The sequence below is a fragment of the Pandoraea sp. XY-2 genome (genome assembly GCF_004193915.1).
Taxonomy (GTDB): Bacteria; Pseudomonadota; Gammaproteobacteria; order Burkholderiales; family Burkholderiaceae; genus Pandoraea; species Pandoraea cepalis.
In genome coordinates this window covers 3,104,112-3,118,846 of the sequence record NZ_CP030849.1, presented here as the reverse complement: position 1 = coordinate 3,118,846, position 14,735 = coordinate 3,104,112, and the positions used below count along the sequence as shown (strand labels likewise).

Below are 14,735 nucleotides of genomic sequence, written 5' to 3'. Positions count from 1 at the left end.
CTTCGAACAGGCAAGCACCAGGAGTAGAAGATGCAATTTTTTGACGATTCCCTGCACCCAGAGAACCAGGAAAAGGTGGTCATCACCGTCGCGCCATACGGCCCTGAGTGGATGCCTGCCGATTTTCCGGAAGATATTCCGGTGACGATGGACGAGCAGATCCAGAAGGCCGTCGATTGCTACGAGGCCGGTGCCACCGTGCTCCATTTGCATGTGCGCGAACTCGACGGTAAAGGCTCCAAGCGCCTGTCGAAGTTCAACGAACTGATCGCGGGCGTGCGCGCTGCCGTGCCCGACATGATCATTCAGGTCGGCGGATCGATTTCGTTTGCGCCCGAAGACGACGGGCAGGCCGCGAAGTGGCTGTCCGACGATACCCGTCACATGCTGGCCGATCTCGATCCGAAGCCGGATCAGGTGACCGTGGCGATCAACACCACGCAGATGAACATCATGGAGCTCCTGTATCCGGAATACCTGGAAGGAACTTCGCTGGCCCACCCTGCGCTCATGGCAGCCTACAGCGAAATGACCGTGCCCGCAGGGCCGGCCTGGGTGGAGGAACATCTGCGTCGTCTTCAGGCCTCGGGCATCCAGCCTCACTTCCAACTGACCGGCATCCACGCGTTCGAGACACTCGAACGCCTTGTGCGCAAGGGCGTCTACAAGGGGCCGCTGAACCTGACGTGGATCGGCATCGGCGGCGGATTCGACGGGCCGAATCCGTTCAACTTCTTCAACTTCGTGCATCGAGCACCGGACGGCTGCACGCTGACGGCCGAATCGCTGCTGAAAAACGTGCTGCCGTTCAACATGATGGCAATGGCCATGGGGCTTCATCCGCGGTGCGGCATTGAAGACACCATCATCGATCAGCACGGCAAACGCATGACCTCCGTGCAGCAGATCGCGCAATGTGTCCGCGTTGCACACGAGTTGGGGCGGGAAGTGGCCAACGGCATGGACGCGCGCAAGATCTACAAGATTGGCGAGCAATACCAGACGGCCGATGAAACGTTGGTCAAGCTTGGCATGTCGCCCAACCGTACGCCTGGTGTGAAAGGCGTGCCGATGCGTTTGAACTGAGCTTGGTAGTACCGGGTGCGGCCGAAGTTGCCGCTTGACTGAATGACTCCCCTGGCGCGCACAGGAAGCGATCCGCTGCACTCGTACGCAGATGAGAAAGCCCGGCCGCTGGGACCTGGAGGAGACAATCTTGGACGTCCATTGCTTTGACACCGCCGTGAGCGGTGTTCCTGCGACTCCCACCGTCGGTCGTACCTATGCGTGGGTCGTATTCGCGCTGACATTTGGTCTGCTGCTGTCGGACTACATGTCGCGTCAGGTGTTGAACGCGGTTTTCCCGTTGCTGAAGAGTGCGTGGGGACTCTCGGATACCCGGCTCGGCTCGCTGAGCGGTATCGTGGCCTTGATCGTCGGTTTATTGACCTTCCCGCTTTCGGTGATCGCCGATCGATTGGGGCGCGTCAGAAGCATTGTCGTGATGGCAACGGTCTGGAGTCTTGCGACGCTGGGTTGCGCCCTGGCGACGAACTTTGGTGAACTGTTTGTCGCACGCGCGTTCGTCGGGCTTGGCGAAGCCGCCTACGGCAGCGTGGGCGTTGCCCTGATCCTGAGTATCTTTCCTGCCCACCTGCGTTCCACCCTGACCGCAGCGTTCATGGCGGGCGGCGCTTTCGGCTCCGTGCTCGGTATGTCGCTCGGCGGTGCTGTCGCCGTACATCTGGGCTGGCGGTGGTCGTTCGGCACGATGGCGCTCCTGGGTATTCTGCTGACCACGGCATTCTGGCTGGTCGTCACCGAGAAGCGGATCGGAACCGATGCTCGTGGACTTCGCCAGCAACGATCGAATGTTCAAGGTATCGGCACCAGTCTTCGTGTGCTGATCAATGGGCTCTTTTCTACCGTCTCCGTAGTCTGTGCCTATGTCGGGAGCGGGCTGCAGCTGTTCATTCTCGGCTCGCTGTTCGTCTGGATGCCAAGTTACCTGAACCGCTACTACGACATGGCGCCCGATAAGGCCGGTACTGCCGCGGCGGCATTCGTCATGATCGGCGCGATCGGCATGGTGTTGTGCGGCATGGTGACCGATCGTGTGAGCCGTCAGGAACCGTCCCGCAAGTGGGTGAGCGCAATCGCCTATTGCCTCATCTCGTTCGTCTTGCTGGGGATTGGCTTTCACGTGAAGCCCGGCGCATTGCAGCTCGTATTGATTGGCGTTGGCATGCTGGTCGTGGCCGGGACATCCGGGCCCGCCGGGGCGATGGTGGCCAATCTCACGCCGACAACCATTCACGCCTCGGCATTTGCCACGTTGACGCTTGCGAACAACCTGCTTGGCCTGGCACCTGGACCCTTCCTCACAGGCGTGGTTGCCGACAAGGTAGGCCTGCACGGGGCATTGCAATTGATTCCGTTTATGGCGCTGCTTGCCGCGGTGGCGTTTTCGGTCGGCAAGGCGAGCTACGCAAACGATCTACGTCGCCTCAATGAGTTGCGCAGCGCCGCGAAGCGTGAATGCTGACTGCCGCGCTCTACAAAATCAACAGAGAATCCCGATGAATACCGTGGTGTCGTCTCCAACCGTCTTGATTGTCCCAGGCCTGCGGGATTACGTTGCCGACCACTGGCAAACGCATCTGGCGTGCAGACTGCCCAATGCCCGTGCGGTGCCGCCGCTGGAACATGACAAGTTGTCGTTGGCAGCGCGGGTTGCGGTGCTCGATGCAACGCTTGCGTCGATCGAGGGACCGGTCATCCTGGTTGCCCACAGTGCGGGCGTGATGATCGTGGCGCATTGGGCGATACGCCACAACCGAGCCATCCTCGGCGCGCTGCTGGCAACCCCGCCCGACCTCGAAGCGCCAATGCCCGACGGCTACCCGCGCCTGGACGACCTTCGTGCACAGGGCTGGCTCCCGATACCACGCCGGAAATTGCCCTTCCCGAGCATCGTCGCGGCAAGCACGAATGATCCGCTCGCGCGGGTCGAGCGTGTTGCGGAGTTGGCTCAAGTATGGGGTAGCCGATTCGTTGATCTCGGTTCCGTGGGGCACTTGAACCCGGCGGGCGGTTACGGCGTGTGGCCGCGTGCCACCGAGCTTATCGCCGAACTGTCCTGAATCTCGTGTTGTTGACGTAGCGTCCACACCCCGTGCATTCGGCAACGGGCCGGAGGGCTCGCGTGCGTATCCCGGCGGGAGTGACGTCGAACGCTGATGCGTGGACGTTAATTGAGTTTTCGGCATTCGTGTTGCCAAGGCGGAAAGGGGTATGAAACAAGCGCTGAACATTGATGTTTTTTTTGATCTGGTTTGCCCTTGGTGTTTGATTGGTAAACGGAATTTGGCCGTCGCGCGGGACAGCTTTGCAGTGCTTCATCCCGAAGTGCACGTGTCTGTGAAATGGCACCCGCACCGCTTGCTACCCGACATGCCGCGCGAGGGCGTGCCTTTCGAGGCTTTCTACCTTGCGCGGCTGGGAAGTCAGGAAGCCGTTGCGATGCGTCGGGAGCAAGTACGGCGGGCAGGAACTGCCGCTGGCATCTCGTTTGCGTTTGATCGAATTCAGATGATGCCGAACACGCACGCAGCCCATCGCCTGATCAACTTTGCGCAGCGCTTCGGCACGCCCAAACAACACGAGAGGCTCATCGAGCGACTGTTCGTCGGGTACTTCCTGCTGGGGGAAAACATCGGCGATACGGCGACGTTGGCACGTATTGCACTTGAATGCGGCTTCACCGGCGCGTCCAAAGCTTACCTCGATGTCTCGACTGAACGCGGGAGTATTGCCAGCTCCGAACGGACGTACGAAATGCCACCGGGCAGCGGTGTGCCGTACTTCGTTTTCGATCGGCGCCAGGCGTTGTCCGGCGCCCAGCAACCGCAAACGCTCTTGACCGCCATGCAGACCATGGTTTGCGCTGACCGGTTGGAGCGCTGAGCGATGGAGCCGCCGAACGAGGCGTTGCCGATGACTGATGTGTTGCAAGGTGTTGCCGACGCGGACGCAACGTGCAGCGATCCTCCCATTGCCAATCCATGTATCAACATTTGCCGAATGGATCTGAGCGGCAAGTTCTGTCAAGGGTGTCGGCGCACCGCGGTCGAAATCGGGCTATGGGATCGCATGTCTGCGTCGCAAAAGATGGAAATTGTTTGCCGCATCGAGCGCCGCGGACACGTTCAGAAGCGTGGCGGCAACGCGACCTTGGGTCCTTCAATAGAAAGTGGAATGCGAAAATGAACGGATTGATGCTTGAAAGGCAGTTACTGATCTCCTCGTTGATCGCGCACGCCGATCGTCACCACGGCGATACGGAGATCGTGTCGCGACGCGTGGAGGGTGACATCCATCGCTATACCTTCCGAGACTGCCACCGCCGCGCACGTCAGATGGCCAATGCGCTTACCCGCCTGGGCGTAAGTGCATCCGAGCGCGTTGGCACGCTGGCATGGAACGGTTATCGGCACATGGAGCTGTACTACGGTATCTCCGGCATGGGTGCGGTCATGCACACGATTAACCCGAGATTACACGTTGACCAGATCACGTACATCGCCAATCACGCACAAGACCAGTACATCTTCTTCGATCTCAGCTTTCTGCCGTTGATCGAGGAGATCGCCGGTCGTTGTGAGTCGGTCAAGGCATTTGTCGCCATGACCGACCGCGCGCACATGCCGCAAGCCGCCCGCATTGCGAACCTGCTGTGTTACGAAGACCTGATCGACGAGAGCTCAGCTGACTACACCTGGCCGGAATTTGACGAACATAGTGCATGCGCGCTGTGCTACACGTCGGGCACCACCGGCAATCCTAAGGGCGTCCTTTACTCTCACCGATCCTCGTTGCTCCATACGTATGCCGCCGCATTGCCGGATGCGCTGAACTGCTCCGCGAAAGACGTGCTCCTGCCGGTGGTGCCGATGTTTCACGTGAATGCTTGGGGCATTCCGTACGTCGCGTGCATGGTCGGTGCCAAGCTGGTGTTCCCCGGCCCGGGGTTGGACGGGAAATCGCTGTACGAACTCATCGAAGCGGAACAAGTGACGTTCGCGGCTGGCGTCCCGACAGTTTGGCAAGGCCTGCTAAACCATGTAGGCGGGGGTGATCTGACATTCTCGACCTTCAAGCGCACCGTCATTGGCGGAGCGGCGTGCCCGTCGTCCATGCTTCGTACTTTCCAGGAAGCGCATGGCATCGAGGTCGTGCACGCATGGGGAATGACCGAACTGAGCCCGATCGGCACCGTTGGCGCGATGAAGGCGAAACACCGGGAAACGTCACCCGAAGATCGTTACGCCACACAAGCGAAGCAAGGTCGAGCTGTATTTGGCGTCGACATGAAAATCGTTGACGGACTCGGAGACGAGCTTGCGTGGGACGGTGTGACGGCGGGCGATTTGCTGGTGCGCGGGCCGTGGATTGCGAGCGACTACTTCCTCAACCAGGGCGACAGCCCATTGGTGCGCGATGCCGCCGGACAGGGTTGGTTCCCCACCGGCGACGTTGCGACGATCGACGCCGATGGCTTCATGCAGATCACCGACCGCAGCAAGGACGTGATCAAGTCCGGCGGTGAATGGATCAGTTCGATCGAGATCGAGAACATCGCCGTATCGCATCCCGCCATCGAGAGCGCCGCATGCATTGCCGCCAGGCATCCGAAGTGGGACGAGCGACCGCTTCTCCTCGTTGTAAAGCGCGCGGGTGAACCACTGACGGCCGACGAAGTGCTGACATACCTGCGGGGACGAATTGCGAAGTGGTGGACGCCGGACGCTGTTGTGTTTATTGACGCGCTGCCGATCGGTGCCACCGGCAAGGTATTGAAGAACAGGCTGCGAGAAGCATTCCAGGATTACCTGCTGAGGTAGTGAATCGGCCGGCGGCGAGCATGCCATCGGCGTGTGTTGGATTGGCGCTTTGAAATTTTACAAAAAATAGATTGGAGGAGACATGAAGTTGAAGTGGATTGCAGTGGCCGCGCTGGCCGCAACGGGGCATGTGGCTTACGCACAATCGTCGGTAACGCTGTACGGTAACGTCGATACAGGGATGTTGTATCAAAGTACCTCCGCGGCGACGTTCAACCCTGCGTCGGCCAACCTTGGCAAGGTCTATCGCGCCAAGGATGGCGGCATCTACGCCAGTAATTGGGGCATCAGGGGCACCGAAGACATTGGCGGTGGTTATCACGTGAACTTCAAGCTGCAAGGCACGTTCGATACCACCAGCGGAAAGTTGGGCCTTGCGGACACAACCGGCGGCACGGCGATCTTCAATCAGCAGGCCAACGTCGGTATTTCGGGGCCGTTCGGCAGCGTGACCGCTGGGCGTCAAATTGTGCCAATGGCCTGGGCAATGGCGGAAACGGACGTTCGCTCGGCACAGTACTTTGGCAGCATTTTGACCGCGTGGTTGGGTATGAACCAAGCCGCGGGTTGGCCCGGCACCAATACCAACGCGCCCATCGGCGCGCTATACGACAGTAGCGCGATCGTTTATGAATCACCAAAGTTCGGCGGCGTCTCCGCCGTCCTCGAATATGCGCCGGGCGGTTCGCCGGGCAGTTTTCAGGGCGGCACGCGCGAGTCGGCCGTACTCAAGTACTCGAACTACGGACTTGCCGTCTCGGCCGTGTATTACAACGGGCACGATACGAATCCGATGCCCGGTGCTTCCGCAACTGGCGTCGACAACAACCGCTTTGTCTATCTGGGCGCGAAATATACCTTCAGCAACGGCCTTTCGGCATCCGCGTCATACAGCAATGGCAGGAATCCATCGAATTCCGGAGCCGTCAATATCGATATGTATTCAGCGGGGTTGGGCTATCGGATCACGCCCGCGTTGCAGCTCACCAGCGCCGTTTATTACCTGAGGGACAAAAACAACTCGACCAACCACTCGACCGAGTTCGCAGCGGGGGCGGAATATCACCTCTCCAAAACGACCATGGTCTATGGACAGTACGGGTATGTGAACAACAAGGGCACCATGACCACCACGATTACCTACGGTCAGCCGGTCGCGCCTGCCACGGCGACAACGGCGGTCATGCTGGGTATGCGGCACTCCTTCTAATCGCGCCGCGCGGGGCTCGCATGTGCCGGGCGCGTGCGAGCCCCCGCCGCTTGGTCAATCACTCCCCGATTCCCGGATGAATAACTTCAGCATCAAGACCCGTTTGGTTCTGTTGGTGACTGCACTGCTTGCCTTATTTTTACTCGTCGCCAGTCAGAGTGTGCTTCGACTTCACAATGCCAATGCGTCGATCGAAATCCTCTACAACGATCGCGTTCTGCCGCTTGGCGAGCTCAAAGTGGTATCGGATGGATATACGCGGAACATTGCGGGTGCGGCGCGCAAGGTAAGGGATGGCACCCTGCCGGCCACCGACGCCATCAAGGTAATCGATGAGGCACGAGCGCGCATGGATAAAGCGTGGACGAACTACGCGGCGACGCAACTGACTGCGGATGAAAAGCAGCTTGTCAACGAGGCGGCACTGCTCAGAGACCGGGGCGACTTGGCCGTCGCCCGTTTGAGGGAGCTGTTGCGCGCAGACGACAAGGACGGCTTGAGAGAATTCGTCGACAGTGAAATGTCTCCGGCGATCGAACCGATGACGCGTCTGCTTGACCGGTTGGTCAAAGTTCAGATGGATGCCGCACGCCAGGCGTATGAGCAGGCCGATGCGACCTATCGACGCGTGGTGTGGACAAACGTCATCGGAACCACACTCATTGTCGGCATGTTCGGGTTTATCTGCTGGGCGCTGATTCGCTCCATCTCTCGACCGCTTGCGGAAGCGGTACGCATTGCGGAGACGGTTTCGGCGGGTGACCTGACTTCTCGCATCGAGGCGTCGGGGCGCGACGAAACAAGTCATTTGTTGGTTGCGCTCAAGTGCATGAACGACAACCTCGTTGGCATCGTCAGTGGCGTTCGCACGAGCGGTGAGTCAATCGGGACGGCGACGCGTCAGATCGCGGCGGGCAATATCGACTTATCTTCACGCACCGAACAACAGGCGGCGTCGCTCGAACAGACGTCAGCGACCATGGACGAGTTGACGGGCACGGTGCAGCAAAACGCTGAAAATGCCCGGAAGGCGAGCGTGCTGGCGGCCAACGCAGCGGAAATCGCCAATCGCGGAAATGCGTCTGTAGCCCGTGTCGTGGACACCATGGGGGAGATCAGTGAGAGCGCGTCCAGGATCGTTGACATCATCGGCCTGATCGAAGACATCGCGTTTCAAACGAACATTCTGGCACTCAACGCAGCGGTAGAAGCCGCGCGTGCCAGCGAGCACGGGCGCGGTTTTGCGGTCGTTGCCGGCGAGGTCAGGGTGTTGGCGCAACGTACGTCAAGTGCATCAAAGGAAATCAAGGGGTTGATCAACGCGTCGGTCGCTCGCGTCGCAGTCGGTACGGAACTCGCGAATCGAGCCGGTCACACCATGTGCGAAATCGATCTGGCCGTCTCCAGAGTCACGAACATCATGGGCGAGATCGCAGCGGCTTCGGACGAGCAGAGCCGGGGAATTGAGCAGGTCGGGCGGGCCATAGCGCAGATGGACAGTGTGACCCAACAGAACGCCGCGCTAGTCGAGGAGGCGGCGGCAGCCGCACAGTCGCTCGAACAGCAGGCGACAACGCTCATCTCGGCCGTGACCTTGTTCAAGCTGGACGACGTTGTTTCCAGGCCTCTGCCTGTGACGATCGCCAAACGACACCGCAGCCCCCGCCAGATTCCGCGATTGCGCAGTGTGTTGGCACAAAACCATTGAATCCGCTTTCGGCTACCGTTCCCGTCTCGCTCGTGAACAGCATTCTTGTCGGTGCTGCTCGGAGCGAAATCGAGCACCTGGCCGGCCACGCGGGCATTTCTTGCGAATTGCTCCGCGAGCCCGGCGCCCGTCTGACGGAAGAGCAATTCGCAATACTCTACCGGATGCGTGCCCATGCGCTGGACGACGAAATGCCGGGCATCTTCGGCCGGCCGTTGCGCAACGGCACCTTGAAATACCTCAGCTTGAGCCTACTCGATGCACCGAATTTAGAAGTTGCGATGCATCGGTTTGGCCAGTTTCTGCGTTTGCTCATCGACGAGTTCAGCGTCAAGACGCGACGCGAAGGGAATTTCTGCAGTATCGAACTCGTCGCCAAGCACGATGGTTCCACCTCGAGCAGGCTTGGTAGGGAACTGATACTCAAGCTCGCTCACGGCTTGGCGTCGTGGCTGATTGGTCAACGGATCCCGCTGCTCGGCGTAGATTTCGATTTTCCGCGTCCGCCGCATGCAGTTGACTACCGCTATCTGTTCCCGGGGCCAGTTCGCTTCGATTGTTCGCGAACGCTTATGCGTTTCGACGTCAACTTTCTCGACATGGTTATCCGGCGGCAGAAGTCGGATTTACGGGTGTTCCTGGCACATGCGCCAAAGGACTGGCTCTTCGTGTCGTCGGCGGAGCCAATGGCGTGCCATCGGGTTCGCGACCACCTGAATGCATGTCTGCCGACGGTGCCGACTATCGAGATCGTGGCGCGGGATCTGCATCTCTCCGTGCGCACCCTATGCCGCCGACTTTCGGCCGAAGGGACCACCTTCCAAGCCATCAAGGACGAGTTACGGCGTGATCTCGCGATTCACCGCCTGACGCGCTCGGCGGACGCCATTGCGGCCATCGCCTACGACATTGGCTTCGACGATCCCAGCGCGTTTCACCGGGCGTTTCGGCATTGGACGGGAAGCACGCCGCAAGCCTACCGAAAGGCAGGGCCGCGCACGCCGCCAGCGCGATGAAACATGGCACGTTTTGTCAATGAAAGGGCGGCGTTTGGCATTGGTGTTCAAGCGGCAGATCGCTACGATGGCTCGTCTGGGTCGAGCCGCCACGGGATCACGTCCGTGCGCTGGCATCCCATTTCGCAAAGATCACACAGGAAGGACGCGCGATGAGCTACGCCGCACCATTGAAGGACATGCTGTTCGTCATGAAGGAGCTTGCCGGAATCGACGACGTGGCGACGTTGCCGGGCTTCGAGGAGGCCAATCTTGAAACAGCGCAGGCAGTGCTGGGAGAGGCGGCAAAGCTATGCAGCGACGTGCTGGCGCCATTGAATGCGCAAGGGGACCGCAACCCAAGCACATGGAACGACGGTAGCGTGAGCGCATCACCTGGCTTTGCGCAGGCATTTCGTCAATTTGCAGAAGGGGGGTGGCAGGGTTTGCAACACCCGGTCGCCTATGACGGCCAGGGGTTGCCCAAGCTGATCTCGACGCCCTGTGTGGAAATGCTGAATGCGTCGAACCTCTCGTTTTCGCTGTGTCCGCTCCTGACCGACGGTGCGATCGACGCCTTGCTCACGGCAGGCTCCGACACGCTGAAGCAGACCTATGTGCCGAAGCTTGTCTCAGGCGAGTGGACCGGCACGATGAACTTGACCGAGCCGCAGGCGGGCTCGGATCTTGCGCTGTTGCGCGCTCGCGCAGAGCGGCAGGAAGACGGCAATTACCGCGTGTTCGGGACGAAGATCTTTATTACGTGGGGCGAGCACGACATGGCCCGGAACATCGTGCATCTCGTCCTTGCGCGCACACCGGATGCGCCGGAAGGCATCAAGGGCATCTCGCTGTTCGTCGTGCCGAAGTTTCTCGTCTGCGCCGACGGCTCGCTTGGTGAGCGCAACGATGTGGATTGCGTGTCCATTGAGCACAAGCTGGGCATCAAGGCGAGCCCGACGGCCGTGCTGCAATTTGGCGATCATGGCGGGGCGATTGGCCATCTGGTCGGAGAGGAGAATCGCGGCCTCGAGTACATGTTCATCATGATGAACGCCGCACGCTTCGGTGTGGGCATCCAGGGCATCGGCGTGTCCGATCGCGCGTATCAGCAGGCGGCCGCCTACGCCAAAGAGCGCGTGCAGAGCCGCCCGGTCGACGGTTCGGCCCGCAAATCTGTGACGATCATTCACCACCCGGACGTGCGTCGCATGCTGGCGTCGATGCGAGCGGCAACCGAAGCCGCGCGTGCGCTCGCCTATGTCGCGGCAGCGCATTCTGACATCGCACATGCGCACCCGGACGAACTCACGCGTGCCCAGCACAAGGCTCGGTACGAATTTTTGGTGCCAATCGTGAAGGGATGGAGCACGGAGACATCCGTCGATGTGACCAGCCTCGGCATACAGGTCCATGGTGGTATGGGCTACATCGAGGAGACGGGGGCCGCTCAGCTTTACCGCGACGCTCGCATTTTGCCGATCTATGAAGGCACGACCGCGATTCAGGCAAACGACCTGATCGGCCGAAAGACGTTGCTCGACGGCGGCGCAGCGGTACGGTCCGTGCTCCGTGATGTCGCGGCAACGCTCGCGCAGATCGAACAGCGGGACGGGCTGGCGTTCCGATCGACACAGCGCTATTTGAGGCAAGGTCTGCGCTCGCTGGAGGGCGCGGTGGCATTCGTGCTCGACAATGCCAAACAGAGCCCGAACGCGGTGTATGCGGGGGGCGTCGCTTACCTGAAGCTTGCGGGCGTTGTCCTCGGTGGTTGGCAGATGGCGCGAGCGCTGATCGTCGCGACCGACAAGCTCGACGAAGACCCCGCCTTCCATGGCGCAAAGATTGCGACGGCGCAATGCTACGCAGAACACATCCTGCCACAAGCCTCGGCGCTGGAGGCCGCGATTGTCTGCGCCCGGGAGAATGAAGGGCTGCTTGGCTTGTCCGAAGATCAGTTTTAAGGCCGCGGCTATCTATGTCTCCCGAACACCTGCTTGAAAAATTTGGTCCCCGCGAGTCAATGCATTACGACGTGGTCGTGGTTGGCGGGGGCCCGCGGGGTTGTCTGCCGCGATTCAGTTGAAGAAACGGGCACTGGCGCTGGGCCGAGAGATCAGCGTTTGCGTGCTGGAGAAGGGTTCGGAAATTGGCGCCCACATCCTCTCGGGGGCGGTGATGGATCCACGCGCGCTTGATGAGTTGATTCCTGACTGGAAGGCACGTGGCGCACCGCTGAATGTCCCGGTCACGGAGGATCGCTTCCTGTTTTTGAGGGAGGGGGGCGCAAACGCGGTCCCCAACTGGGCATTGCCCGACAATTTCAAGAATCACGGCAACTATGTCGTCAGTCTGGCTAACGTTACCCGTTGGCTCGGGCGGCAAGCCGAGGCGATGGGTGTCGAGATGTTCCCCGGATTTCCCGCGGCCGATGTCATTTATCTCGACGATGGTGCGGTGAAGGGCGTGGTGACCGGTGACATGGGACTCGGCAAGGACGGTGAACCCACCGCCAACTTCCAGCTTGGCATCGCGCTGCATGCCAAGTACACGTTGTTCGCCGAAGGGGCGCGCGGTCATCTTGGCCGAGAGCTTCAAGATCGCTTTGCGTTGCGTAACGGCGTCGATCCGCAGGTTCACGGCATTGGCATCAAAGAGCTGTGGGAGATCGCCCCGGAAGCGCACCAACCCGGTCTCGTCATCCACACTGCGGGATGGCCGCTGCGAAGCGACACCTACGGCGGATCGTTTCTCTACCATCTGGACAATCGCCAGGTAATGGTGGGGTTCGTGGTGGGTTTAGGCTATCAGAACCCCTATCTATCGCCTTTCGACGAATTCCAACGCTACAAGACACATCCGTCGATCCGAAAATACCTCGAAGGCGGCAAGCGCTTGTCCTACGGCGCACGAGCCATCACAGCAGGCGGTTTGGTGTCATTGCCGAAGCTGACATTTCCGGGAGGGGCGCTGATCGGCGATGATGCCGGGTTCCTCAACGCCTCACGCATCAAGGGCAGTCATGCCGCGATCAAGACCGGCATGCTCGCGGCGGACGCGGCGTTCGACGCGGTGCAAGGCGGGCGCCAATCGGACGAGTTGCTCGCTTACCCGGAGGCCTTCCGGAAATCGTGGCTGTACACCGAGCTTCGCCGAGCGCGCAATTTCAAGCAATGGATGGGCAAGGGTCTCTATTTGGGCGCCTTGATGGTCGGCGTCGAGCAGAAGCTGCTAGGCGGCAAGATGCCCTGGACGCTGCGCCATAAGCACGCCGATCACGAGACGCTTAAACCGGCTGCTCGGTGCAAGCCGATTGCATATCCGAAGCCAGACGGCAAGTTGACGTTCGACAGGCTCTCATCCGTGTTCGTTTCCAACACGAATCACGAGGAAAACCAGCCATCTCACTTGAGGCTGAAAGACGCCGCCATACCGGTCGGCATCAACCTGCGCACATACGACGGTCCTGAAAGCCGCTACTGCCCCGCAGGGGTGTACGAATTTACGAAGCACGACGACGGTGCGCAGCGATTGACGATCAACGCCCAGAATTGTGTGCATTGCAAGACCTGCGACATCAAGGACCCTACGCAGAACATTATCTGGACGCCCCCGGAAGGCGGCGGGGGCCGAACTATCCAAATATGTGAATTGCCGTGCGAGGCCAATGAGCTGGCGCACTTGGCCGATAAATCGAGGAGCGTGACGTGAAAAAAGAAGTCGTGGTGATAAGTGGCGTGCGAACGGCAATTGGGAAGTTCGGCGGCAGCCTGAAAGCGTTTGCCCCAACCGAATTGGGCGCACGGGTCGTGCGAGAAGTGCTGGCACGCGCAACGGTCGGCGGGGATGAAGTCGGGCATGTCGTATTTGGCAACGTACTTGCCACCGAGCCCAAGGATCTGTATTTGGCGCGCGTTGCCGCAGTCAATGGCGGTGTTGCGGCAGCCACGCCAGCCCTGACGGTCAATCGGCTGTGTGGTTCTGGCTTACAGGCAATCATATCGGCGGCACAAACGATCCTGCTCGGCGACGCCGACATCGCCATCGGCGGCGGGGCCGAGAACATGAGCCGCGCCCCCTACATCACGCCTGACGCACGGTTCGGTGCTCGCATGGGCGATGCTCGTTTGATCGATATGTTGCTTGGTGCGTTAGACGACCCGTTTCACAGCGTTCCAATGGGAGTCACAGCGGAGAACGTTGCTCGCAAGTACACAATCCACCGGGAGCAGCAGGATGCCCTGGCCGTCGAATCGCACCGGCGCGCTGCACGAGCGATCGACGAGGGACGGTTCAAGACGCAGATCCTGCCCATCAGCCGCAATGTGAAAGGGCAGGTGCTCACGTTCGACACGGACGAGCACGTTCGTCGACAGCTTGATCCGAGCGAGCTTTCCGGACTGCGGCCGGTGTTCCAGAAGGACGGGGGCACGGTCACGGCGGGTAACGCCTCAGGCATCAACGATGCGGCGGCGGCGGTCCTCATGATGTCCCGGGACGCCGCCGAGGCGCGTGGTGTGAAGGCAATGGCGCGTCTGGTGTCCTATGCGCACGCTGGCGTTGATCCGCAGTACATGGGGATTGGCCCGGTCCCCGCCACCCGCATTGCACTTCAGCGCGCAGGGCTGGAAATCTCGGACCTGGATGTCATCGAGGCCAATGAAGCGTTTGCGGCACAGGCATGCGCGGTAATGCAAGCGTTGCAACTCGATCCGGCCAAGGTGAATCCAAACGGGTCAGGTATTTCGCTCGGCCATCCAATCGGTGCCACCGGCGCACTTATTACCGTCAAGGCGTTATACGAGTTGCAGCGAATCAATGGCCGCTACGCCTTGGTCACCATGTGCATTGGCGGCGGGCAAGGCATTGCTGCCGTGTTTGAGAACCTTCAACAAGTGTAATTTGGCAAGTTGATGACA

11 protein-coding genes and 1 pseudogene are annotated in these 14,735 nt (G+C 60.2%); all 12 read left to right on the top strand.

Annotated elements, in window-relative coordinates:
- The first annotated feature begins 30 nt into the window (after positions 1–30).
- Positions 31–1,086: a 3-keto-5-aminohexanoate cleavage protein gene (locus DRB87_RS14105; protein ID WP_130026345.1), complete on the top strand. Its 1,056-nt coding sequence runs from the start codon at positions 31–33 to the stop codon at positions 1,084–1,086.
- A 91-nt stretch (positions 1,087–1,177) separates the two neighbouring features.
- Entirely contained in the window at positions 1,178–2,545 is a 1,368-nt protein-coding gene (locus tag DRB87_RS14100; RefSeq protein WP_130026344.1) for an MFS transporter, read from the top strand.
- Between the two features lie 34 nt (positions 2,546–2,579).
- On the top strand, positions 2,580–3,143 hold the full coding sequence (locus DRB87_RS14095) for an alpha/beta hydrolase (protein ID WP_130026343.1): 564 nt from the start codon (positions 2,580–2,582) through the stop codon (positions 3,141–3,143).
- A 151-nt stretch (positions 3,144–3,294) separates the two neighbouring features.
- A complete protein-coding gene (locus DRB87_RS14090; protein ID WP_130026342.1) occupies positions 3,295–3,966 on the top strand; it encodes a DsbA family oxidoreductase in 672 nt (223 codons plus the stop codon).
- 3 nt (positions 3,967–3,969) lie between these two features.
- A complete protein-coding gene (locus tag DRB87_RS24280; protein WP_370363093.1) occupies positions 3,970–4,269 on the top strand; it encodes a DUF1289 domain-containing protein in 300 nt (99 codons plus the stop codon).
- Positions 4,266–5,903 carry a 3-(methylthio)propionyl-CoA ligase gene (locus tag DRB87_RS14080; RefSeq protein WP_130026341.1) on the top strand — a complete coding sequence of 546 codons (1,638 nt, stop codon included), beginning with the start codon at positions 4,266–4,268 and terminating at the stop codon, positions 5,901–5,903. Before DRB87_RS24280 ends, DRB87_RS14080 begins: the two co-directional genes overlap by 4 nt.
- 82 nt (positions 5,904–5,985) lie before the next feature.
- Complete coding sequence (locus tag DRB87_RS14075) at positions 5,986–7,113, top strand: porin (protein WP_130026340.1); 1,128 nt, start codon at positions 5,986–5,988, stop codon at positions 7,111–7,113.
- Positions 7,114–7,189: 76 nt separating this feature from the next.
- Positions 7,190–8,821 (top strand): methyl-accepting chemotaxis protein, encoded by a 1,632-nt coding sequence (locus DRB87_RS24040; protein ID WP_130026339.1) that lies wholly within the window; start codon positions 7,190–7,192, stop codon positions 8,819–8,821.
- On the top strand, positions 8,791–9,837 hold the full coding sequence (locus DRB87_RS14065; RefSeq protein WP_240756314.1) for an AraC family transcriptional regulator: 1,047 nt from the start codon (positions 8,791–8,793) through the stop codon (positions 9,835–9,837). Before DRB87_RS24040 ends, DRB87_RS14065 begins: the two co-directional genes overlap by 31 nt.
- Before the next feature lie 152 nt (positions 9,838–9,989).
- Positions 9,990–11,780: an acyl-CoA dehydrogenase gene (locus DRB87_RS14060; RefSeq protein WP_130026338.1), complete on the top strand. Its 1,791-nt coding sequence runs from the start codon at positions 9,990–9,992 to the stop codon at positions 11,778–11,780.
- 14 nt (positions 11,781–11,794) lie between these two features.
- Positions 11,795–13,466 (top strand): annotated as a pseudogene (locus tag DRB87_RS14055) (electron transfer flavoprotein-ubiquinone oxidoreductase).
- A 42-nt stretch (positions 13,467–13,508) separates the two neighbouring features.
- Complete coding sequence (gene bktB / locus DRB87_RS14050) at positions 13,509–14,717, top strand: beta-ketothiolase BktB (protein WP_370363990.1); 1,209 nt, start codon at positions 13,509–13,511, stop codon at positions 14,715–14,717.
- Positions 14,718–14,735: the final 18 nt, after the last annotated feature.

Bases quoted from the DNA above. Each gene is read 5' to 3' on its own strand.
- DRB87_RS24040 (WP_130026339.1), top strand. From the start codon at position 7,190: ATGAATAACTTCAGCATCAAGACCCGTTTGGTTCTGTTGGTGACTGCA.
- DRB87_RS14105 (WP_130026345.1), top strand. From the start codon at position 31: ATGCAATTTTTTGACGATTCCCTGCACCCAGAGAACCAGGAAAAGGTG.
- DRB87_RS14100 (WP_130026344.1), top strand. From the start codon at position 1,178: ATGAGAAAGCCCGGCCGCTGGGACCTGGAGGAGACAATCTTGGACGTC.
- DRB87_RS14090 (WP_130026342.1), top strand. From the start codon at position 3,295: ATGAAACAAGCGCTGAACATTGATGTTTTTTTTGATCTGGTTTGCCCT.
- DRB87_RS24280 (WP_370363093.1), top strand. From the start codon at position 3,970: ATGGAGCCGCCGAACGAGGCGTTGCCGATGACTGATGTGTTGCAAGGT.
- DRB87_RS14060 (WP_130026338.1), top strand. From the start codon at position 9,990: ATGAGCTACGCCGCACCATTGAAGGACATGCTGTTCGTCATGAAGGAG.
- DRB87_RS14095 (WP_130026343.1), top strand. From the start codon at position 2,580: ATGAATACCGTGGTGTCGTCTCCAACCGTCTTGATTGTCCCAGGCCTG.
- DRB87_RS14080 (WP_130026341.1), top strand. From the start codon at position 4,266: ATGAACGGATTGATGCTTGAAAGGCAGTTACTGATCTCCTCGTTGATC.
- DRB87_RS14075 (WP_130026340.1), top strand. From the start codon at position 5,986: ATGAAGTTGAAGTGGATTGCAGTGGCCGCGCTGGCCGCAACGGGGCAT.